Annotated in this window: 21 protein-coding genes; 13 read left to right on the top strand and 8 right to left on the bottom strand. The window is 69.4% G+C overall.

Annotation, left to right across the window (positions count from 1 at the left end):
- Positions 1 to 2 precede the first annotated feature (2 nt).
- Together C5E41_RS03310 and C5E41_RS03305 are read right to left on the bottom strand one after the other, a co-directional pair.
- Positions 3 to 305, bottom strand: coding sequence for an urease subunit gamma (locus C5E41_RS03310; RefSeq protein ID WP_104374348.1), 303 nt, complete (start codon positions 303 to 305; stop codon positions 3 to 5).
- A gap of 94 nt (positions 306 to 399) precedes the next feature.
- Positions 400 to 858: a PaaI family thioesterase gene (locus C5E41_RS03305; protein ID WP_219823084.1), complete on the bottom strand. Its 459-nt coding sequence runs from the start codon at positions 856 to 858 to the stop codon at positions 400 to 402.
- A gap of 213 nt (positions 859 to 1,071) precedes the next feature.
- Between C5E41_RS03305 and C5E41_RS03300 the strand changes: the two genes are divergently transcribed.
- Together C5E41_RS03300 and C5E41_RS03295 are read left to right on the top strand one after the other, a co-directional pair.
- Entirely contained in the window at positions 1,072 to 1,614 is a 543-nt protein-coding gene (locus tag C5E41_RS03300; protein WP_104374347.1) for an OsmC family protein, read from the top strand.
- Positions 1,615 to 1,702: 88 nt separating this feature from the next.
- Complete coding sequence (locus tag C5E41_RS03295; RefSeq protein ID WP_104374346.1) at positions 1,703 to 3,028, top strand: bifunctional o-acetylhomoserine/o-acetylserine sulfhydrylase; 1,326 nt, start codon at positions 1,703 to 1,705, stop codon at positions 3,026 to 3,028.
- A gap of 218 nt (positions 3,029 to 3,246) precedes the next feature.
- Here C5E41_RS03295 and C5E41_RS03290 read toward each other — a convergent pair whose 3' ends face one another.
- The gene (locus tag C5E41_RS03290) at positions 3,247 to 3,954 is read right to left on the bottom strand and encodes a hypothetical protein (RefSeq protein WP_104374345.1); all 708 of its coding nucleotides are present in this window, start codon (positions 3,952 to 3,954) and stop codon (positions 3,247 to 3,249) included.
- 100 nt (positions 3,955 to 4,054) lie between these two features.
- Between C5E41_RS03290 and C5E41_RS03285 the strand changes: the two genes are divergently transcribed.
- From C5E41_RS03285 to C5E41_RS34770, 6 genes are all read left to right on the top strand, one after another.
- Positions 4,055 to 5,125 (top strand): FecCD family ABC transporter permease, encoded by a 1,071-nt coding sequence (locus C5E41_RS03285; RefSeq protein WP_104374344.1) that lies wholly within the window; start codon positions 4,055 to 4,057, stop codon positions 5,123 to 5,125.
- A gap of 164 nt (positions 5,126 to 5,289) precedes the next feature.
- The gene (locus tag C5E41_RS03280; RefSeq protein ID WP_258080727.1) at positions 5,290 to 6,360 is read left to right on the top strand and encodes an iron chelate uptake ABC transporter family permease subunit; all 1,071 of its coding nucleotides are present in this window, start codon (positions 5,290 to 5,292) and stop codon (positions 6,358 to 6,360) included.
- Positions 6,357 to 7,244 carry an ABC transporter ATP-binding protein gene (locus C5E41_RS03275; protein ID WP_104374343.1) on the top strand — a complete coding sequence of 296 codons (888 nt, stop codon included), beginning with the start codon at positions 6,357 to 6,359 and terminating at the stop codon, positions 7,242 to 7,244. Before C5E41_RS03280 ends, C5E41_RS03275 begins: the two co-directional genes overlap by 4 nt.
- A gap of 77 nt (positions 7,245 to 7,321) precedes the next feature.
- On the top strand, positions 7,322 to 7,759 hold the full coding sequence (locus tag C5E41_RS03270; RefSeq protein WP_104374342.1) for a BlaI/MecI/CopY family transcriptional regulator: 438 nt from the start codon (positions 7,322 to 7,324) through the stop codon (positions 7,757 to 7,759).
- A gap of 63 nt (positions 7,760 to 7,822) precedes the next feature.
- A complete protein-coding gene (locus C5E41_RS03265) occupies positions 7,823 to 8,800 on the top strand; it encodes a M56 family metallopeptidase (protein WP_104374341.1) in 978 nt (325 codons plus the stop codon).
- Between the two features lie 304 nt (positions 8,801 to 9,104).
- Entirely contained in the window at positions 9,105 to 10,523 is a 1,419-nt protein-coding gene (locus tag C5E41_RS34770; protein WP_258080707.1) for a DEAD/DEAH box helicase, read from the top strand.
- Positions 10,524 to 10,755: 232 nt separating this feature from the next.
- On the opposite strand, the gene eutC is transcribed toward C5E41_RS34770, so the two are convergent.
- Both eutC and C5E41_RS03250 read right to left on the bottom strand, forming a co-directional pair.
- Positions 10,756 to 11,523: an ethanolamine ammonia-lyase subunit EutC gene (gene eutC, locus C5E41_RS03255; protein ID WP_258080726.1), complete on the bottom strand. Its 768-nt coding sequence runs from the start codon at positions 11,521 to 11,523 to the stop codon at positions 10,756 to 10,758.
- 182 nt (positions 11,524 to 11,705) lie between these two features.
- A complete protein-coding gene (locus C5E41_RS03250) occupies positions 11,706 to 13,124 on the bottom strand; it encodes an ethanolamine ammonia-lyase subunit EutB (RefSeq protein ID WP_104374339.1) in 1,419 nt (472 codons plus the stop codon).
- Between the two features lie 171 nt (positions 13,125 to 13,295).
- Here C5E41_RS03250 and C5E41_RS03245 point away from each other — a divergent pair, with 171 nt between their 5' ends.
- Entirely contained in the window at positions 13,296 to 13,823 is a 528-nt protein-coding gene (locus C5E41_RS03245; protein WP_104374338.1) for a J-domain-containing protein, read from the top strand.
- On the opposite strand, the gene C5E41_RS03240 is transcribed toward C5E41_RS03245, so the two are convergent.
- A complete protein-coding gene (locus C5E41_RS03240) occupies positions 13,820 to 14,278 on the bottom strand; it encodes a PPOX class F420-dependent oxidoreductase (protein WP_104374337.1) in 459 nt (152 codons plus the stop codon). The two genes, C5E41_RS03245 and C5E41_RS03240, sit on opposite strands and share 4 nt — an antisense overlap.
- Positions 14,279 to 14,346: 68 nt before the next feature.
- Between C5E41_RS03240 and C5E41_RS03235 the strand changes: the two genes are divergently transcribed.
- From C5E41_RS03235 to C5E41_RS03220, 4 genes are all read left to right on the top strand, one after another.
- Complete coding sequence (locus tag C5E41_RS03235) at positions 14,347 to 15,783, top strand: GuaB1 family IMP dehydrogenase-related protein (RefSeq protein ID WP_104374525.1); 1,437 nt, start codon at positions 14,347 to 14,349, stop codon at positions 15,781 to 15,783.
- A gap of 370 nt (positions 15,784 to 16,153) precedes the next feature.
- Positions 16,154 to 17,536 (top strand): hemolysin family protein, encoded by a 1,383-nt coding sequence (locus tag C5E41_RS03230; RefSeq protein ID WP_104374524.1) that lies wholly within the window; start codon positions 16,154 to 16,156, stop codon positions 17,534 to 17,536.
- The gene (locus C5E41_RS03225) at positions 17,529 to 18,593 is read left to right on the top strand and encodes a hemolysin family protein (protein WP_104374336.1); all 1,065 of its coding nucleotides are present in this window, start codon (positions 17,529 to 17,531) and stop codon (positions 18,591 to 18,593) included. Before C5E41_RS03230 ends, C5E41_RS03225 begins: the two co-directional genes overlap by 8 nt.
- On the top strand, positions 18,590 to 19,492 hold the full coding sequence (locus C5E41_RS03220; RefSeq protein WP_258080706.1) for a 3-methyladenine DNA glycosylase: 903 nt from the start codon (positions 18,590 to 18,592) through the stop codon (positions 19,490 to 19,492). Before C5E41_RS03225 ends, C5E41_RS03220 begins: the two co-directional genes overlap by 4 nt.
- A gap of 19 nt (positions 19,493 to 19,511) precedes the next feature.
- Here C5E41_RS03220 and C5E41_RS03215 read toward each other — a convergent pair whose 3' ends face one another.
- On the bottom strand, positions 19,512 to 19,985 hold the full coding sequence (locus tag C5E41_RS03215; protein ID WP_104374335.1) for a nuclear transport factor 2 family protein: 474 nt from the start codon (positions 19,983 to 19,985) through the stop codon (positions 19,512 to 19,514).
- Positions 19,986 to 20,041: 56 nt separating this feature from the next.
- Complete coding sequence (locus C5E41_RS03210) at positions 20,042 to 20,368, bottom strand: hypothetical protein (RefSeq protein ID WP_258080705.1); 327 nt, start codon at positions 20,366 to 20,368, stop codon at positions 20,042 to 20,044.
- Positions 20,369 to 20,386: the final 18 nt, after the last annotated feature.

The raw sequence follows: 20,386 nt of genomic DNA, 5'->3' as shown, positions 1-20,386 counted from the left end.
CCTCAGCCGATAGGGTGATGCACGGTCACCAGTTTCGTGCCGTCGGGGAAGGTGGCCTCGACCTGCACGTCGGGGATCATCTCGGGAACCCCCGCCATGACGTCGTCGCGGGTGAGCACGGTGCGGCCCGAGGACATCAGCTCGACGACGGTGCGGCCGTCCCGGGCGCCCTCCAGCACGTGATCGGTGATGATCGCGACCGCCTCGGGATGGTTGAGTTTCAGCCCGCGAGCCTGCCGCCGGCGCGCCAGTTCGGCCGCGTAGCTGAGCATCAGCCGTTCCTGCTCGTGCGGTGACAGACGCACATCGACTCCTCGGCTGCTCGGGCGTACGGTGCTCGATATCTTGGCACGGCCGTACCGGGTGCGCTCGCCGGGACGGGCGCTCGCCTGGCCGGCCTCAGGCCTTGGCCGTCCCGTCCGCGGTGAGGTTCTGCAGCCGCACCTGGCCGCGAGCGACCACCCGGTCCTGCTCGTCGGTGATCTGCACCTGCCACAGCTGCTGCGAGCGGCCCTGGTGAATCGGGGTGGCGACGCCGCGCAGGCTGCCCTCGCGGACCGCCCGCAGGAAGTCGGTGTTGTTGTTGACGCCGACCACGTGACCGCGGTCACCGAACCACACGCCGCCGCCGACACTGGCCAGGGTTTCGATGATCGTGCAGTACACCCCGCCGTTGACGATGCCCGCGGGCTGATGCAGCTGCGGCGAGACCACCCACTCCCCGGCCACGCGATCGGGCCCGACCTCGGTGTACTTCAGACCGATGAGGTCGCTGAAGGTCCCCTCGCTATAGCGGGTCATCTGCTCGGGCGTGACATCCGCCAGGGAGCGAACCCCGAATCGGTCGTGCTGTGTCATAGAAAAACACTTACACCACCCGGGTACCGCCCGGTACGGCGGTGCCGCGCGCTCGGTCACACCCGTGACGGGTAATCGCACAGCACACCGGCGACACAATGTGAAAAGCGTTGTACTGCAGCGGCATACGCACTCACAGCGTTCCGGCTACGGTTGTGATCACGGCGAGCGCAACCCTCGCTCCCGCACTCGCGCGGCCCTACCGTGGCGGCCATGACAGCCGCATCGGACACTCCGCTCAACGACATCGTCGACGCCACCGCACAGGCCGTGGCCGGCGATCCCGCGAAGGCGCAGGTCCTGTTTTCCGCTGCCGGAGTCGCGGAGGGCGCCGTCGGCAGCGCCGTCACGGCCGGCACGTATACGGTCCGGGTGGACGAGCCGGCCGCGTTGGGCGGCGCGGGCACCGCGCCGAATCCGGTCGAGTTCTATCTGGTGGCGTTGATCTCGTGTCAGGTGGTGACCTACCGGTTCTGGGCGCAGCGACTGGGCATCGTCGTCGACGATCTGCGCATCGACGCCGAGGGCGACCTCGACGTGCGCGGCTTCTTCGGACTCGACGACACCGTGCGCGCCGGGTTCCAGCAGGTCCGGGTTAATGTACACATCCGCGGCCCGGAGCCGGCGCAGCGCTACGCTGAACTGCAGGCCGCCGTGGACGCCCACTGCCCTGTTCTCGATATCTCGACCGGGCCGACGCCCGTGCTGACCACACTGATCACGCCGGAGTTGGAAAACTCCACAGTTCCCGCCTGATTCTCCGCGAATCGGGCATTCTGGGGCGGCGCACCGCCGCCTCGTGCGCGACGACCCATCCCATCTACACCTTTTGGAGCTGAAACCCATGACCGACTCCGTCGAGCCGAACGATCCGGCGCAGAACTGGAGCTTCGAGACCAAGCAGGTCCACGTCGGCCAGATTCCCGACGGCACCACCAACGCTCGCGCGCTGCCGATCTACCAGACCACCTCCTACACCTTCCGCGATACCGATCACGCGGCGGCGCTGTTCGGTCTGGCCGAGCCCGGCAACATCTACACCCGCATCATGAACCCCACCCAGGACGCGGTCGAGCAGCGCATCGCCGCCCTCGAAGGTGGTGTGGCCGCGCTGCTGCTCTCGTCGGGTCAGGCCGCCGAAACCTTCGCGATCCTCAACATCGCGGGCGCCGGTGACCACATCGTGTCGAGTCCGCGCCTCTACGGCGGCACCTACAACCTGTTCCACTACACGCTGCCGAAGCTGGGCATCGAGGTGTCGTTCGTCGAAGATCCCGACGATCTGGATCAGTGGCGCGCCGCGATCCGCCCGAACACCAAGGCGATCTACGGCGAGACGGTGTCCAACCCGCAGAACCACATCCTCGACCTGCCGGACCTGGCCGAGGTCGCCCACACCGCCGGTGTGCCGTTCATCGTGGACAACACGGTGCCGACCCCGTATCTGATCCAGCCGCTGAAGCACGGCGCCGACATCGTCGTGCATTCTGCGACGAAGTATCTCGGCGGCCACGGCGCCGCGATCGCCGGTGTGATCGTCGACGGCGGCACGTTCGACTGGACGGTGACCGACGAGCAGGGCAACTCGCGCTTCCCCGGCTTCACCACCCCGGACCCCAGCTACCACGGCGCGGTGTTCGCCGATCTGGGTGCGCCGGCCTACGCGCTGAAGGCACGCGTGCAGTTGCTGCGCGACCTCGGCTCCGCGGTGGCGCCGTTCAACGCGTTCCTGATCAGCCAGGGCCTCGAGACGCTGAGCCTGCGGGTGGAGCGGCACGTCTCCAACGCCCAGGCCGTCGCGGAATTCCTCACCGAGCAGCCGGAGGTGACCAACGTCTTCTACGCGGGACTGCCGTCGTCGCCGTGGTACGAGCGCGGCCGCGAGCTGGCCCCCAAGGGCACCGGCGCGATCGTCGCGTTCGAACTGGCCGGCGGCGTGGACGCGGGTAAGAAGTTCGTCGACGCGCTGACCCTGCACAGCCACGTCGCCAATATCGGCGATGTGCGCTCGCTGGTCATCCACCCGGCCTCGACCACGCACTCACAGCTGACTCCCGAGGAGCAGCTGGCCGCGGGTGTGACGCCGGGTCTGGTTCGCCTGGCCGTGGGCATCGAGGGGATCGAGGACATCCTCGCCGACCTGCGGACCGGTTTCGCCGCCACGCACTAGTTCTCGCCGATGCCCGGTTCGCCGCCACCCGGCGGTGAGCCGGGCATCGTCGTGTCCGCAAAACACCTGCCCGCACATCGGGATCGTGTGCGGAAGTCGGGAAACGACGCGGCGGGCCCTCCGTGACAAGGGCCCGCCGCGGGCAGTGGACCAGGGAGTCGACCGCAGCCCTCGGGACTCTCGCTCGATCCGGACGCCGAGTCGAGTGTAGGTCAGGCTTACCTAACTAAGCAAGAGCGACGCACCGGCAACCCCCGGTCGGCCAACGCCAGCAGCAATGCCTGCCCCCGTTCGATCCCGGCATCCGCGCCGGTCCGCGCCAGTTCCGGAACATAGGTGGCCGCGCCGACGATGGATTCGCCCACCAGATTCCAGAATCGCGCCCGGCTCAACCTCGCGCAGCGCCACAGGCTCTCGCACACCAAGGTCAGCGCCGCCTCGCAGCGATGCGCCAGCCACACCGAGAGCGCCCGATCACACGGCAGCGTCACCACACCCGGCCGCCCCGCCAGCGGATCACCCGCCACCACGCGAATCGTCGTGTCCGACAAGCCCGCCCAGTCCAGCCCGCCGTCGTTGTCGCCGTGCACCCACAGATTCTCGAGCCCCGGATCCCAGGCCCGGTTGTCGCAGACCATCAGCGCGACCACCCGGCCGACCACGGCATGGATCAGCGCGGTGGCGACCACCTCGGCGGCGATCTCGGCGCTTGTCATTTCCGCCACATGCCGGCGATACATCAGCTCGATGCGACCTTCACGCACCCCGTCGGCCAGTCGCCACCACCGCCGGCGCCCTTGTTCGGCCATCGCCGCCATGGCGTAGACCCGTGGATGCCCAGGCTGCAACGCGCGCAGCCGGACGCAGATCTGTTCGAACGCCGGCTCGAGACGGCGAGCCGGGAAAATCGTCACTGGTTCGGACATCGAACCCCCTCAACGTTCGGCATTACGGTCGACAACGGAAGATAGGTTAGGCTTACCAGACTTGCCCGGCCAGAGGTCGCCGCGCAAGTGTTCGATCGCCATGAAACGCGTCACCCAGGAGTCGTTCGCCGCCGTGTCCGCCGCAGTCACCACCCCCCGTCGCCGCGCGACCGGCCTGGCGCTCCTGGCCGGGGTGCTGTTGCTCGCCGTCGTCGCCGGACTCGCCATCGGTGCGAAATCCCTGTCCCCGGCCGAGATCTGGCACGCCGTCTCCTGTCCGGACGGCGTGCCGTTCAGCTGCCCCGCGGACGGGCAGGCCGATCGGATCGTGCGCGAATTGCGCCTGCCCCGAACGGTTCTCGCACTGCTCACCGGCGGCGCACTCGGCATCGCCGGTGCGCTGATCCAGGGCTACACGCGCAATCCGCTCGCCGATGCCGGATTGCTGGGCCTCAACGCGGGTGCGGCGTTCCTGGCCGCGCTCGGCATCCATCTGTTCGCGCTCACCCAGCCGAGCCAGTACATCTGGTTCGCCTTCGCCGGAGCGCTGGCGGCCGGTGTGGTGGTGTTCGGCGCGTCGGCGAGCGGCGGCAGCCGCTCCACACCGCTGACGCTGGTCCTGGCCGGTGCGGCGGTGACCGCACTGCTGCAGGCGCTGACCAACGCGGTGATCCTGCTCGATCCGGCCGCGCTGGACACCTACCGCTTCTGGGTGGTCGGCACTCCCGCCGGCCACGAACCGGCGGTGGCGGCCCAAGTGGTGCCGTTCATCCTCGCGGGAACGGTGCTGGCGATCCTGGCCGCACCCGGGCTCAACGCGATCGGACTCGGCGAGGACGTCGCGCGCGGGCTCGGGGTGAACATCGCGCGCAACCGCGCGATCGGGCTCACCGCGGTGGTGCTGCTGACCGGCGCCGCGACGGCCGCGGTCGGTCCGATCGCCTTTCTCGGATTGGTCGTTCCGCACCTGGGCCGCATGATCACCGGACCGGATCACCGCTGGCTGATTCCGTATTCGGCGCTGCTCGGCGCGATCGTGCTGCTGCTGGCCGATGTCGTCGGCCGGGTGATCGCGCCGCCCGGCGAGTTGCAGGCCGGTATCGTGCTGGCCGCGATCGGCGCACCCTGTTTCATCGCTCTGGTGCGCCGGCGAAAGGTGGCCGAATTGTGAACGCGCGCAGTGATATCCGTACCCCCGATGCCGCCGGCACGGAATCGGGTACCGCGGCCGGAGCGAACGGAGAACGACACGGCGGGGACGCCGGCGGCGAGGCGGCGTCCGGCTTCGTCGGCGATTCGACGAGCGCTCCCGGGGCGGAAAGATCCGGCGCGGCGCTGACACGGGTCCGGCCGGCCGTCCGCGTCGCCGGAATCTCTGCGGTCCTTCGCCTTTCGATGCTGCTGACGCTGTTCGCCCTCGCCGCCGCGATCGCGGTGCTGTTCGTGGTGGACATCTCCGTCGGCGACTATCACATCTCCCTCGGGCGAGTGCTGGACGTGCTGACCGGCGGCGGCACCCGCTCGCAGCGATATGTCGTCATGGAATCGCGACTGCCGCGCGCGGTGACCGCGCTGGTGGCCGGAGCGGCGCTCGGCATCGCGGGCGCGATCACCCAGTCGATCCTGCACAATCCGCTCGCGAGCCCCGACGTCCTCGGCATCACCTCCGGGGCGAGCTTCGCCGCGGTGGCGGTCCTGGCCGGGGTGGGCGGCACCGCCACCGGAATCGTCGCGTCGCTGGGTGTTCCACTCGCTGCACTGGCGGGTGGGCTGGCCACGGCCGCACTGATCGGCGTCCTGGCGCTGGGCCGCAACAGCGGCGGCGACACCGGACTGAGCGGAATGCGGTTCATCCTCATCGGGATCGGGGTCAACGCGCTGCTGCTGGCCGGTATCAACTGGCTGGTCACGCGGGCAAGCCTCGACGACGCCACCCGGGCGCAACTGTGGCTCACCGGCTCACTCAACGGCGCGGACTGGAACAGGACGAGCGCGGCGGCCGCCGGACTCGTCGTCGTGGTGCTGATCGCGGCGGGCTCGGCGCGCACCCTCGCCGCGCTGCGTTTCGGCTCCGACACCACCCGCGCGCTCGGTGTGCGCGTGCAGACACAGCAGTTGGTGCTGATCGGCGCCGCGGTGGCGGCGGCCGCGCTGGCCACCGCGGCGGTCGGCCCGCTGGCCTTCGTCGGGTTGGCCGCCCCGCAGATCGCCCGCCGGCTACTGCGCACCCCCGGCGAGCCGGTCATCGGCTCCGCGCTGGCCGGCGCACTGATCGTGATCGCCGCCGATGTCGCAGCCCGGACCGTCGTACCGGTCGACTTGCCGGTCGGCCTGGTCACCGCCGCGTTCGGCGGACCGTTGCTGCTGTTGCTGCTGATACGCGTGAACCGGAAGGCGACCTTGTGAGCACCCGAACCCCGCACCGGAACACCGGCCACGACGCCCACCGCCTCGCCGCGGAGAACATCACCCTCGGCTACGGCGGCCGCGTCATCGTCGACGGCCTCAGCGTCGATATCGAACCCGGCCTCATCACCACGGTGATCGGGCCGAACGGCTGCGGCAAATCCACGCTGCTGCGCGGACTGGGCCGGCTGCTGCGCCCGAACGCGGGCCGAGTCCTGTTGGACGGCAAGGCGATCGCCACCATGAAAACCCGCGACGTCGCCCGCATCGTCGGCATGCTGCCGCAGACACCGGTCGCGCCGGAAGGTCTGACCGTGGCCGATCTGGTCGCGCGCGGCCGTCACCCACACCAGTCCTGGCTGCGCCAATGGTCGGCCGACGACGAAACAGAGGTCGCGCACGCCCTCGCCCAGACCGGCGTCGCGGAGCTCGCCGATCGCACCCTCGACGAACTGTCCGGTGGGCAGCGCCAGCGGGCGTGGATTTCCATGGCACTGGCCCAGGGCACCGACATCCTGCTGCTCGACGAGCCCACCACCTATCTGGATCTCGCCCACTCGCTGGAGGTACTCGACCTCGTCGACCGGCTGCACCACGATCTGGGCCGGACCGTGGTCATGGTGTTGCACGATCTGAATCTGGCCATCCGCTACAGCGACCGGTTGATCGTCATGCGCGAGGGCCGTATCGTCGCCCAGGGCGCGCCCGGCGAGGTGATCGACACCGAATTGTTGCGGACGGTCTTCGGCCTGCGTGCCGAGGTGCACACCGATCCGGTGTCGGAGCGTCCGATGATCGTGCCGATCGGCGCGCGGCACGTCGTCGGCGCCATCGGCGGACCGCGCCCGGCCGATGCCGAAACGAGTTCCCCGACCGGGTTATGAAAAATCCCACAAAGCTACCGGCCGGTTACGACGAACTGTAGTACGCATTTGTGTCGTTGCCTCCGTAAGCTGGAGGGATGGCAGGTCTTGGTGAACTCGAGAAAGCGGTCATGGACCAGTTGTGGTCGACCGACGAACCGCAGACGGTACGGCAGGTCCATGAAGCCCTCGCCGCGCGCCGCGAGCTCGCGTACACCACTGTGATGACGGTGCTACAGCGGTTGGCGAAGAAGAATCTGGTCGTGCAACAGCGCGACGACCGGGCACATCGATACGCGCCCGTGCACACGCGCGACGAACTCGTGGCCAGCCTGATGGTCGACGCGCTACAGCAGGCCGACGAAGTCGGGTCCCGGCGCGCCGCACTCGTGCACTTCGTCGAACAGGTCGGAAAGGATGAGGCTGCCGCACTCCGGGATGCACTCGCTAAGCTCGAAGCAACCGAGACCGCGCGCAACCCGTCCGAGGACGAGAACACCGCGTCCGACGACAACGGAGTCGCCCCGCCACAGTAGCTGCGTGGTGCTCTCCGGCGCCGCGATCTCGGGCCCATGGCCCCACAACGCAGTGAGCTGAGTATGAACGCAACAGCGCCGGTCTTCGCCGGTCTCGCCTTGCTTCTCGCGGGACCGGTCCCGGCTCTGCTCGGCCGAGCCACCTGGCCGTACCGGACTCCCCGCGCGGCGCTCGTGTTGTGGCAGGCGGTCGCGCTGGCAGCGGTGTTGTCGGCCTTCGGATCCGGGCTGGCGATCGCCAGTCTGCTGCTGGTCCCGGGTCCCGACGGCCGCCCCACCACCTCCCCGACCAAGGAGATCGACGCGCTCGGTCTGGGGCTCTGGCTGATCTACGTCGTCGTCTTGGCGCTGACCCTGCTGGTCGGCGCGCGCCTGATCTACGCCTCGATCCGGGTCGGCGTGCATACCCGCCGCCGTCGGGCCCGGCACCGGATGCTGGTCGACCTGCTCGACCAGGGCGGCGACCTCAGCCACGGCGATCTGATCGCGGCCTCGCCGCTGGCCGGTACCCGTGCCGCGGATATTCGTGTCCTCGCCGCCGCCGAGCCCATCGCCTATTGCCTGCCCGGTCTGCGGCAGCGCGTGGTGCTCAGCCAGGGAACGTTCGCGAACCTGTCGAAATCCGAACTGACCGCGATCGTCAGCCATGAGCGTTCGCATCTGCGTGCACGCCACGACCTGGTGCTGGAGGCGTTCACCGCCGCGCACGAGGCATTCCCGCGGGTGGTACGCAGCAAATCCGCGCTGGATTCGGTGAAACTGCTGATCGAACTGCTCGCCGACGATTCCGCCGTCAAGGTCACCGGCCCCACCCCGCTGGCCCGCGCCCTGGTGACGTGCTCGAATTCCACCGCCCCGCAGGGCGCCATGGCCGCGGGCGGGCCTACCACACTCATCCGCATCCAGCGACTGACCGGTCCGCTCGGCGATCTGCGCATCGCGACCGCGGCCTACGTGACGGCCGCCGCGATCCTGGTGGTGCCGACCCTCGCGGTGGCGATTCCGTGGCTGGTCGAATTGAACCGGTTGCTGAGTGCCTGAGCGGCGGCGTTCCCCGGCATCTCGCGGCCGGCATGCGAACAACTACGGGGACAACCCTTTCGGACGCGGCGGCCCTCGGGGCGCGCGCTCCTCGGAAGGTTCCGGGCGGGCCGGGTCCGGCCGGCCGACGGGCGAGCGCACGGGACGATCGGACCGCGCACCGGATGCCGGAGACCGGGCACCGAAGGACCGTCGCCGTGCCGGGCGCGTCTTCGAACCCTCGACCTCATCGCCGGGTGACGAGGTTTCTCGCGGTCCGGCCGCAGGGCCCGGATTCGCCGAACTCGGCCTGCCGGTCGAACTGGTGCAGGCATTGCGGCGCAACCGCCTCGAGACCGCATTTCCCATCCAGGCAGCGGCGATTCCGGACGTGCTCGCCGGTCGCGATGTACTCGGGCGCGCGGCCACCGGTTCCGGCAAGACGCTGGCCTTCGGTCTGCCGATGCTGGTCCGGCTGCGGCGCGGTGCGTCCGCACCGCGCCGCCCTCGGGCGCTCGTCCTCGCTCCCACCCGCGAGTTGGCCCTGCAGATCGAGGCGGCCCTCGACGAGGCGGCGCTGGCGCTGGGCCTGCGGATGGCGACAGCCGTCGGCGGTATGCCGATCAAACGGCAAGCCGATCGCCTGAGCCGCGGCGTGGACCTGCTGGTCGCGACCCCCGGTCGGCTCGCCGACCTCATCGACCAGGACAAGGTCGGCCTGGACGCGGTGCGCGTAGTCGCGATCGACGAGGCCGACCACATGGCCGAACTGGGCTTCGTCGACCAGATCCGCGCGGTCCTCGACCGCCTACCGGCCGACACTCAGCACCTACTCTTCTCCGCGACGTTGGATGCCGCCGTCGACACCCTGGTGCACACCTACCTCGACGACCCGGTCCATCACGACGTCACGACCACCGCGGGAATGCGGCCATCTTCCGCCGGGCACGCCGAGCCCCGCTCGGGAGAACCCGAACTCGCCCCCGTCGCCCCCGTCGCCCCCGGCGAGCAGGCCGGCCACGGCGCGGGCCTGGTTGAGACCGCGTCCAGCGACACCGGCACGCACACCGGGCGCCGCGCCGCAGCAGCCGAGCCCGCATCACCGTCAGGCACGGCGAAGGTCGCCCACTACCTTCTCCAGATGCGAGCGTCCGATAAGCGCGCAGTAGTCGCGGAGATCGCGGCGCGAGACGGGCGCACCCTGATGTTCGTGCGCACCCAGTACGGTGCGGACAAACTCGCGAGGCGGCTGCGGGAAGGGGGTGTCGGCGCCGTCGCGTTGCACGGCGGGCTGAGCCAAGCGCAGCGCACGCGCACCCTGGCCGCGTTCTCTTCCGGCGCGGCACCGGTACTCGTCGCCACCGACGTGGCCGCGCGCGGTATCCACGTCGACGACGTCACGCTGGTGGTGCACGTCGATCCCGCCGCCGATGCCAAGGACTATCTGCACCGCTCGGGCCGCACGGGCCGCGCGGGCGCGAGCGGCACCGTCGTCACGATCGGCACCGATGCGGGCGCGGACACCGTGCTCCGCGACGCCGCAGTGGTATTCGAGCACGTGCGCATCCGACCCGGCGACCCCCGGCTCGCCGCCTTGGCCGGGGCCCGCACGCCAACCGCACGCCCGGTCCCGGATCCGTCCGCCGCCCCGCCTCGGACGGTCGACACGCAGGAAGCCGACACGCCCGCAAGGCCCTGGCGAAATACCCGGCCGCCACACTCCCGCAAGCGCCGCGCCAACTGAATCACCTACCGGGACAACCCACCCCGTCGACGCGGCAACGGGCGTGCCGGCCACCGATGTCAGGTCCAGTCTCCGACTGCGAACCGTTGATTCGGCCTACCGTGCCACCACCACCGACCACGCACCTCGTCCCCGCACCCGCACCCGCACGAACCTGCCAGACGGGTACGGTTCGGCTCATACCGCGCCGTTGGGTATAGCACGCTCTCGACCGTGCAGCGCCATTTCGGCATCAGCCCTCCGCCAGAATACCTTCCACCACAGTGGATTTCACCGCGTCGGTGCCAGAACCATCCTTCAGGTCTACGCCGGATCGTCCCAGTGCACGCGCACCCGCGACCAGACCCGCGACGACGGCGGCGGCCTGTCGATACCCCAGGCCCTCGGGCGGGTGAATATTCGACACGCAGTTGCGCTCGGCGTCGGTGCGGCCCGGTCGAGGGCAGTGGGTGAGGTAGATGCCCAGGCTGTCGGCCACCGACAGGCCGGGGCGTTCGCCGATAAGCACCAGCACGGTGCGCACGCCGAGTGCGGCACCGAGATGGTCGCCGATCGCCACCCGCGCCTGGGTCGCGATCACCGGCGGGGCCAGCGCGTAGCGCGGAGCGAGTTCGTCGACCAGGGCAGCGAGCAGATCCGGCCCGTGTGTCGCGAGCGCACGCGGAGACAAACCGTCGGCCAGAACGAATCCCACATCGAAAGCGCTGGGCGACAGAGCCGTTCCTATCACCGACGAGTCCTCGGGTTCCCGTCCGAGATCGGGCCGGCGCAAATACTCCGCGCGGTCTCGCGCCCGGCTGCGTACCCGGATCGGCGTCCCGATGTCCAGCGCGGCGACCCGTTCGCACAGCGCGTCTACGTCCACGCAGGTGTGCACCGCGTCGCGGGCCGCCGCATGCGCGGCCCGGAATTCCAGTACGCGCGCGGTGGGCAGCGCGTCACCGGTCCGCCCGAGCCCGATCCGCGCCTGCGTCACACCACGCAATTCCCGCCAGAACAACTCGCTGTCCGCACCTGATCGCCCCGCATCGCGCGGCTGTCCGACTCCGGCCGGATTCGTACCGGTAGCGCTCACACTCGACTCCGCCGCCGGCACCGAGCTCGCGCGTGAACGACTCGCCTCCCCTCGCTCCGCAGTCGCTCCGGCCCTGTTCGCCTCACCCCCCGCACCACTCCCCTCGCTCATCGCGGTCCCGCCAATTCCCGCAAGGGCGAGGCCAGCGGTTCCACCGCGGCGATACCGCCCGCTGCGTCCAGCATGCCCAGCCGCGCCAGCCACTGCTCGAACTCCGGCGCGGGCGCCAGGCCCAGCAGCCGGCGCACGTACAGGGCGTCGTGGAAACTCAGGCTCTGGTAGCCGAGCATCACGTCGTCTGCGCCCGGCACCGCGATCACGAACGCGACACCGGCCGCGCCCAGCAGCGTCAGCAGGGTGTCCATATCGTCCTGATCGGCCTCGGCGTGGTTGGTGTAGCAGACATCGACGCCCATCGGCAGGCCGAGCAGTTTGCCGCAGAAGTGATCCTCCAGTCCGGCCCGGACGATCTGTTTACCGTCGTACAGATATTCCGGCCCGATGAACCCGACTACGGTGTTGACCAGCAACGGCTCCAGCTCACGCGCGACCGCGTACGCCCGCGCCTCGAGCGTCTGCTGATCGACGGGTCTGCCGCCGGCACCGAGATGCGCGCCCGCCGACAGCGCCGAACCCTGCCCGGTTTCCAGATACATCACGTTGTCCCCGACGGTGCCGCGCCCCAACGATCGTCCGGCCTCGTTGGCCTCGCGCAGCAGCGACAGGTTCACCCCGAAGCTCGCATTCGCCGCTTCCGTGCCGGCGACCGACTGAAAGACCAGATCCACCGGCGCCCCCGCCTCGATCAACCCCAGCGTGGTGGTCACATGGGCGAGCACGCAGGACTGGACCGGAATGTCGAATCGGGTCCGCACCTCGTCGAGCAGCGCCAGCAGCTCGGCGGCGGCCCGCGGCGAGTCGGTGGCCGGATTCACGCCGATCACCGCATCGCCGCAGCCGAGCAGCAACCCGTCGAGCACCGCCGCGGCGATACCGCGCGGATCGTCGGTGGGGTGATTCGGCTGCAACCGGGTGGCCAGCCGGCCCGGCAGTCCGATGGTGGTTCGGAAACCGGAGCGCACCTCGGCGGCCCGCGCGACGGCGATCAGATCCTGATTGCGCATCAGTTTGCTCACCGCCGCGACCATCTCCGGCGTCAAACCCGGTGCCACGGAACGCAATACCGCTGCCGGTGGATCCGGCTCCGATCCGGCGGCCACCGCGAGCAGCCAGTCCCGCAGCCCGCCGACGGACAGCGGCGCGATCGGCGCGAAGGCGGCGCGATCATGGGTGTCGAGGATCAGCCGGGTGACCTCGTCGGTCTCGTAGGGCACCACCGGATCGTTCAGGAATTCGCCCAGCGGCACCTCGGCCAGCGCCCATTGCGCCGCGGCGCGCTCCGCGTCCGAACTCGCCGCGCACCCGGCCAGTTCGTCACCGCTGCGCAGCGGTGTCGCCTTCGCCAGCAGGTCGACCAGCCCGTCGAAGACGTAGGTCCGGCCGTGGAGGGTCTGCTGATACCGCATTATCGGTCTCCTCCGGATCGGCGTCACCGGCTCTCCTCCGGATCGGTGTCCTGTCCACCCTCACCGCCGGTGGTGGCTGCCAGCGTACCGCCGCACCCACACCCTTCGATGTCCGTTATGTCCCAACACGTTACGATCGAGTAAGCACTCCGACGACGCGGGGAGGCGCACATGACCGAACGCAAACCGGCAGGCATGGGTTTCGAATCCTGGATCGACAAGCAGATCCGCGAGGCGACCGAACGCGGCGAATTCGACAATCTGGCGGGAACCGGCAAACCCCTGCCCGGCGTGGGCGAGCCCTACGACGAGAACTGGTGGCTGGACAACTACCTGCGTCGCGAAGGTGTGGGCGGCGAGGCGCTGCTGCCGACCTCCTTGGTGCTGCGCCGCGATCTGGAGCGATTGCCCGAGCGGGTCGCGGAAATGGATTCCGAGGCCGAGGTCCGCGCCTACGTGTCCGATCTCAACATCCGCATCGTGGAATGGATCCGGATGCCGCACGGACCGCACGTCCGCCTCGCCCCCGCGCGAGCCGACGAGGTCGTCGCGCGCTGGCGGGCCGACCGGCGCACCCGGCAACGAACCGCCTCCGGCAGCGGAAAGAGCTCTCCCGCAACCACTTCCACGCGATATCGAGGCGGCCGCCCGCGGTGGTGGCGCCGACTGCTCCGCCGTGACCGCCCCGGCGCCATCTAATCCCGAGACGGCGGGAATCCGCCGGTAGCGACCGGCCCCCACCGTTCGACCTCGATGCGGATCAACGATTTGTTCTGCCGCGCCATCGCCGCGCGATAGTCCTCCCAATCCGGATGCTCGCCCGCGATACAGCGGTAGTAGTCCACCAGTCCCTCCAGCGCTTCCGGCATGTCGAGCACCTCGGCACGCCCGTCGATCTGGACGTACGGCCCGTCCCAGTCGTCGGACAGCACACAGATCGACACCTGCGCGTCGCGACGCGCGTTGCGGGTCTTGGCCCGGCCGGGATAGGTGGAGATCACGATCCGGCCCGCCTCGTCGACGCCGCAGGTCACCGGCGACATCTGCGGGGTGCCGTCGGCGCGGGTGGTGACCAGGACACCACGGTGACGCTGCCGGGCGAAGTCGAGCAGTTCGGTCCGGTCGACCTCCGTGGCGGTCGCGATCCGTGGCATGGGCGATCCTTTCTCGACGGTCCTCTCGCACCCACCCTGCCATGATCGATTCCCCTACAATGGCCGGAGTGCAGTTTCTTCCAGGACACACGCCGCCGTACGACCTCACCTACGACGATCTGTTCCTCGTCCCCAATCGCACCGATGTGTCGTCGCGGTTCGATGTGGACCTGTCCACCAGCGATGGAACCGGCACCACCATCCCCATCGTGGTCGCGAACATGACCGCGGTCGCCGGACGCCGCATGGCCGAAACAGTCGCGCGCCGCGGCGGCATCGTGGTACTGCCGCAGGATCTGCCGCTCAGCGCGGCCTCCGACACCATCTCCTTCGTCAAGAGTCGTTCGCTCACCGCCGACACCCCCGTCACCCTCGGTCCGGATCATTCGGTGTCGGACGCGCTGGCCCTGATCCACAAGCGCGCCCATCGCGCCGTGGTCATCGTCGAGAACGACAAGCCGGTCGGCGTCGTCACCGAATCCGCCTGTGCCGATGTGGATCGGTTCGCGCGGCTGCGCACGGTCGCCGACGCCGATTTCGTCAGCGCCGCCGCGACCACCTCCCCACGCGAGATCTTCGGCCTGCTCGAGGCGGCGCACGCGAACCTCGCGGTGCTGGTTCACGACGACGGCACCCTGGCCGGTGTCATGACCCGCACCGGCGCGGTTCGCGACGGCATCTACACCCCGGCCGTGGACCGGAACGGCACGTTGCGCATCGCGGCCGCGGTCGGTGTGAACGGCGATATCCCGGGCAAGGCGAAGGCTCTGGTCGACGCCGGAGCAGACGTCCTCGTCATCGATACCGCCCACGGTCACCAGGAGAAGATGCTCGAGGCCCTGCGCGCGGTCGCGGAGCTGAAACTGGGCGTGCCGCTGGTGGCGGGCAATGTGGTCTCTGCGGCCGGAACCCGCGATCTGGCCGAGGCCGGGGCCGACATCGTCAAGGTCGGCGTGGGGCCGGGCGCCATGTGCACCACCCGCATGATGACCGGCGTCGGCCGCCCGCAGTTCTCCGCGGTCGCCGAATGTGCCACGGCCGCAAAGGATCTCGGCGTGCACATCTGGGCGGACGGCGGGGTCCGCCACCCGCGTGACGTCGCGCTGGCGCTGGCCGCGGGCGCGTCGAATGTGATGATCGGCTCCTGGTTCGCCGGTACCTACGAATCGCCCGGCGATCTGCGCGTCGACCGCGACGGCAACGCCTACAAGGAGAGCTTCGGCATGGCCTCCAAACGCGCCGTGGCCGCCCGCACCGCCGCCGACAGCGGATTCGATCGCGCACGCAAGGCGCTGTTCGAAGAGGGCATCTCCTCCTCACGGATGCGACTGGACCCGGAACGTCCCGGGGTCGAGGACCTCATCGACCACATCTGCTCGGGTGTGCGCAGCGCCTGCACCTACGCCGGGGCCCGCACCCTCGCCGAACTGCACGAGAAGGCGGTGCTCGGCGTGCAGTCGGCCGCCGGCTTCGCCGAGGGCCGCCCCCTGCCTTCGGGCTGGTGAACCGCTGACGTCCGGCATCCGAGGTCGGCTGTGTCGCGCGTTACCGCGCGGCGCAGCCCATTCGCCGGGCAGCCCCACGCGTCCCGTCCAGACCGCACGCGACCGAGAAGCGGCCGGGGCTCGAGTGCACCCCGGCGCGCCGCGGCGCTCGGCAGCGGCGCGCATGCCGGTAACATAGGCTGTGCCGACCGGCCGAGCTCGCCTCGGCCGACCGGCATTGCGTTTTGTTCGGCTCGTCCACTTGCGAAAGGAACCAGTTGTCACCCGCGTCCGAGGGCGCCACACAGGAGGGCTCCTCTACCGAGCCGGGTGACCAACCCGGCGCCTCCGTCTCCGCAGATCCTCCGTTACCCGGTGGGCGGTGCCGATCGTGTCCGTAGTGCTCACCATCGTCAGCCTGCTGGGATTCATCGCGCTCACGGCGGGCACGGCGATCTTCGTCGCTGCCGAATTCTCGCTCACCGCACTCGAGCGCAGCACCGTCGAGGCGCACGCCCGCGAGGGTGACCGTCGTGCGCGCCAGGTTCGCCACGCCCACCGCACCCTGTCGTTCCAGCTGTCAGGCTCCCAGCTCGGCATCACCATCACCACCCTGGTCACCGGTTACATCGCCGAACCCGTGCTGGCTCGGCTCATCGAGCCGATCTGCACCGCCCTCGGCGCGAGCCCCGGCACCGCACAGGCTGTTTCGCTGATCATCGCGCTGGTGCTGGCGACCTCGCTGTCGATGACCTACGGCGAGTTGGTCCCCAAGAACATCGCGATCGCCAAACCGCTGACCACCGCGCGTTGGACGGCCGGTCCGATGATCGTGTTCACCACGGTCTTCTCCTGGCTGATCAAACTGCTCAACGGCGCCGCGAACTGGGCGGTGCGCCGGCTGGGCATCGAACCGGCCGAGGAACTGCGGTCGGCACGCTCGCCGCAGGAGCTGGGCTCACTGGTGCGCACCTCCGCGATGCGAGGCTCGCTCGATCAGCGCACCGCCCTCGTGGTGGACCGCTCGCTGCTGTTCGGTGAGCGCAGCGCCGAGGATCTGATGACGCCGCGGGTCAAGATCGAGACGCTGGATCAGAACGACACCATCACCGACCTCATCGCCGCCGCCGGCCGCACCGGACTGTCTCGTTTCCCGGTCATCGACGGCGATCTGGACAACACCCTGGGCATCGTGCACGTCAAACAGACATTCCTGTATCCGGTCGGGCAGCGCGGCACCATCGCGCTGTCCTCGATCGCGCGGCCGGTGCCGATCGTGCCGGCCAGCCTCGACGGCGACACCGTGCTGGAACGAGTGCGCGCCGACGGGATGCAACTCGCGCTGGTCGTCGACGAATACGGTGGCACCGCGGGCCTGGTGACCATGGAGGACATCATCGAGGAGATCCTCGGCGACGTCCGCGACGAGCACGACGAGGAGGAGCTCGACGTGCGCCGCACCGCCCTGGGCTGGAACTGTTCCGGGCTGCTGCGCATCGACGAGGTGTCCCGGGCCACCGGCTACGACGCGCCCGAGGGCGAATACGACACCCTCGGCGGACTGGTGCTGACCACTCTGGGCCGGATTCCGGTGGCCGGCGACGAGGCGCTGCTGCCCACCCCGAGCGCCACCAACGGGCACGCGATGCAGCCGCACACCCACGGCGGCTGGCTGGCGCGGGTGGAACGAATGGACGGACGACGCATCGACCGAGTGCTGCTGCAGCCGGTGGACGCCGATGCGGTGACGACCTGGGAGCTCAGCCATGGGTGATCTGTTCGGACTGTTGCTGACCGTCGTCCTGCTCGGCGCCAACGCCTTCTTCGTCGGCGCGGAGTTCGCGCTCATCTCCGCCCGTCGTGACCGGCTGGAAACCCTTGCCGCCCAAGGTAAACGGGGAGCCGGCACGGTGATCGGCGCGGCCGAGCATCTGTCGATGATGCTGGCCGCCGCCCAGCTGGGCATCACCATCTGTTCGCTGCTGCTGGGCCGCATCGGCGAACCGGCGATCGCCCATCTGCTCGAGCGCCCCTTCGATCTGGTCGGCGTGCCGGATCAGCTGCTGCATCCGGTGGCATTCGCGCTGGCCCTGGGCCTCGTGGTGATTCTGCACATGCTGATGGGCGAGATGATCCCGAAGAACATCGCCCTGGCCGGGCCGGAGCGGGTGGCGCTGCTGCTGGTTCCGATCATGTTGTGGTGGTTGCGCCTGGCCCGCCCCCTGATCGGCCTGTACAACCTGGCGGCCAATCTCACCCTGCGCGCGCTGCGCATCGAGCCCAAGGACGAACTCGACGCGACCGTGTCGTCGGTGGAGCTGGCGGAGATGATCGGCGAATCCCGCTCGGAAGGTCTCCTCGACGAGGACGAGCATCGTCGCCTCACCCAGGCGCTGGGCACCACCGACCGCATCGTCGCCGATGTGATGGTGCCGCTGGCCAAGACGCGCTGTGTGCCGCTGCGCGGTGACGGCACCACCCTGGGCGATATCGAATCCGCGGTCGCCGAAACCGGCTTCTCCCGCTATCCGGTGCGCGCCGGCGACGGCTCCCTGGTCGGCTATCTGCACGTCAAGGACGTGTTGGACAAGGTGGCCGACGATTCGGCCGGGCCGTCGACACCGATCCCGCGCACCGATATCCGTCCACTGCCGACGCTGAGCATGGGCACCACGCTCTACGAGGCGCTGGCCAGGTTGCGCCGCACCAACAGCCATCTGGGCCGGGTCATCGACACCCGCGGCAATACCGTCGGCATCGTCGCGCTCGAGGATCTGGTGGAAGAGTTCGTGGGCACCGTGCGCGATGCCACCCACCGGGTGGCGGAATGACCGTGGACGCGATACCGGCTGCGACGCAGGGGCTTCGGATCCTGCCGCCGGCGCAATGGCGGGACCGGGCGCAGGCACATCGGGACCGGGTCGACGATATGGTCGGCCCGTATCTGCGGCAACGCGCCGACGGCCGCAAACATCCGGTGATCGATTTCCTGTTCACCTACTACGGGCACAAACCGGCCCAGTTGCGCCGCTGGCATCCGGGTTTCGGCGTGGCTCTGGCCGATGCCGAGGAGTACGCGCAGCGCCGCGGCTATCACCGGGTCGAGACGGCCGGCGGTCCGGCCCATACCGCCGACCCGGCCTTTCTCGACCGCCGCCGCGGCACCGTGGAATTCGTCGCGGCCCTGCTGGCGGCCACCGCCGCACGGCCGGCGCAACTGTCCTGCTTCGGATTACACGAGTGGGCGATGGTCTACCGCAGCGCGGACGTGCGCCACCGGCAGGTCCCCCTGCGGCTCGGACGAGCCGGAACCGACGCCGTGGTCGATTCGATGTCGTTGCGCTGCACGCACTTCGACGCCTTCCGCTTCTTCACCCCCGAGGCGGCGCCACGCAATATCGAACAACTCACCCGCGACGACCAGATCCGCCGGGAACAGCCCGGCTGCCTGCACGCGGGCATGGATTTGTACAAGTGGGCGTTCAAGCTGGTCCCGCTGATCGATTCGGATCTGCTGCTGGACTGCTTCGCCCTGGCCTGCGCCGCCCGCGACATCGATATGCGCGCCAGCCCGTACGACCTCACCGACTACGGCTACCGGCCGATCGCCATCGAAACCCCTGGCGGCCGTGCCGAATACGTGCGTGCGCAGTCCGAACTGGCCCGGCGGGCGGAGCCGTTGCGCACCGAGCTGCTCGGGCGGTGCCGGGCACTGCTCGGGCCCTCCTGACCGAACGGCGCCGAGCGGCTCAGCTCGCGCGGCGGATACTCAATTCCGCCGTGGCGTCGTAGATCCACGACATATCCGCCGCCGCGAAATCCGCCAGCCAGGTGGGCGGCGCCGCCGAGGCGAGGGTTTCGAAGTTCCAGTAGTCCTTCCACAGCGAGACGCGCCCGTCGCGGACCCGGTGCACGGAGACGAACGGCAGCTCGGCACGCTCGCCCGTGGGCCACACCCAGGTTTCGGAGTGTTCGTAGATCACGTCCGGGCCGTCGGCGACCAGCAATCCGTCGTGATTGGTGTATTCGGACAGCCCGGCCAGTCCGATGCGCAGGCGTTTGACGGTGTCGGCCGGCCCTTTCGCGGCCAGCGTGGGACCGGTCGGCACGTCGAGGTAGATACAGTCCTCGGTGAGCGATGCGGCCACCGTGTCCCAGTCGCGTTGGGCCAGCGCCGCCCACAGTCGCAGCACGACCACGCGCGGATCACCCTTGTCGGACATACCTTTTCCTCGCTCTCCGGTTTTCCGGTTGCTTTCCGATCCCACGCGGCGCGCGGTTACACCACCGGGTCGATGGTGTGGATGTTGCCGTCGGGAATGACGAAGGTTTCGGTGATGTCGACGGTCATCAACCCCACCCCGCCGACACCGGAGTCGAGCAGATAGCGCGCGGTCACCACATCACCGCATTCGGTCATCCGAAGATCGCGAATGTCCTGAATCACCGAATACTCGACGCCGTGATTCAGTTCCTGCGTCAATTGCGGACCCGAATAGCCGGTCTTCAAGCCGGCTTCGACCGGATTCGGTGCTGCCGCAGCCATTCCCGCTCCGGCGTTCAACGCGGCAGCCACCGCACCCGACATGACTGCAACGTGTTTCATTCCCATTCGCAGAGTTTG

Source organism: Nocardia nova (assembly GCF_002933465.1).
GTDB classification, from domain to species: domain Bacteria; phylum Actinomycetota; class Actinomycetes; order Mycobacteriales; family Mycobacteriaceae; genus Nocardia; species Nocardia nova_B.
This window is presented reverse-complemented; position numbering and strand designations above follow the sequence as displayed.

Excerpts from the sequence above, each read along its gene's own strand:
- C5E41_RS03305 (WP_219823084.1), bottom strand. The coding sequence starts at position 858 with ATGACACAGCACGACCGATTCGGGGTTCGCTCCCTGGCGGATGTCACG.
- C5E41_RS03300 (WP_104374347.1), top strand. The coding sequence starts at position 1,072 with ATGACAGCCGCATCGGACACTCCGCTCAACGACATCGTCGACGCCACC.
- C5E41_RS03240 (WP_104374337.1), bottom strand. The coding sequence starts at position 14,278 with ATGCCACGGATCGCGACCGCCACGGAGGTCGACCGGACCGAACTGCTC.
- C5E41_RS03210 (WP_258080705.1), bottom strand. The coding sequence starts at position 20,368 with ATGAAACACGTTGCAGTCATGTCGGGTGCGGTGGCTGCCGCGTTGAAC.
- C5E41_RS03220 (WP_258080706.1), top strand. The coding sequence starts at position 18,590 with ATGACCGTGGACGCGATACCGGCTGCGACGCAGGGGCTTCGGATCCTG.
- C5E41_RS03245 (WP_104374338.1), top strand. The coding sequence starts at position 13,296 with ATGACCGAACGCAAACCGGCAGGCATGGGTTTCGAATCCTGGATCGAC.
- C5E41_RS03270 (WP_104374342.1), top strand. The coding sequence starts at position 7,322 with ATGGCAGGTCTTGGTGAACTCGAGAAAGCGGTCATGGACCAGTTGTGG.
- C5E41_RS03250 (WP_104374339.1), bottom strand. The coding sequence starts at position 13,124 with ATGCGGTATCAGCAGACCCTCCACGGCCGGACCTACGTCTTCGACGGG.
- C5E41_RS03265 (WP_104374341.1), top strand. The coding sequence starts at position 7,823 with ATGAACGCAACAGCGCCGGTCTTCGCCGGTCTCGCCTTGCTTCTCGCG.
- C5E41_RS03290 (WP_104374345.1), bottom strand. The coding sequence starts at position 3,954 with ATGTCCGAACCAGTGACGATTTTCCCGGCTCGCCGTCTCGAGCCGGCG.
- C5E41_RS03285 (WP_104374344.1), top strand. The coding sequence starts at position 4,055 with ATGAAACGCGTCACCCAGGAGTCGTTCGCCGCCGTGTCCGCCGCAGTC.
- C5E41_RS03295 (WP_104374346.1), top strand. The coding sequence starts at position 1,703 with ATGACCGACTCCGTCGAGCCGAACGATCCGGCGCAGAACTGGAGCTTC.
- C5E41_RS03225 (WP_104374336.1), top strand. The coding sequence starts at position 17,529 with ATGGGTGATCTGTTCGGACTGTTGCTGACCGTCGTCCTGCTCGGCGCC.
- C5E41_RS03215 (WP_104374335.1), bottom strand. The coding sequence starts at position 19,985 with ATGTCCGACAAGGGTGATCCGCGCGTGGTCGTGCTGCGACTGTGGGCG.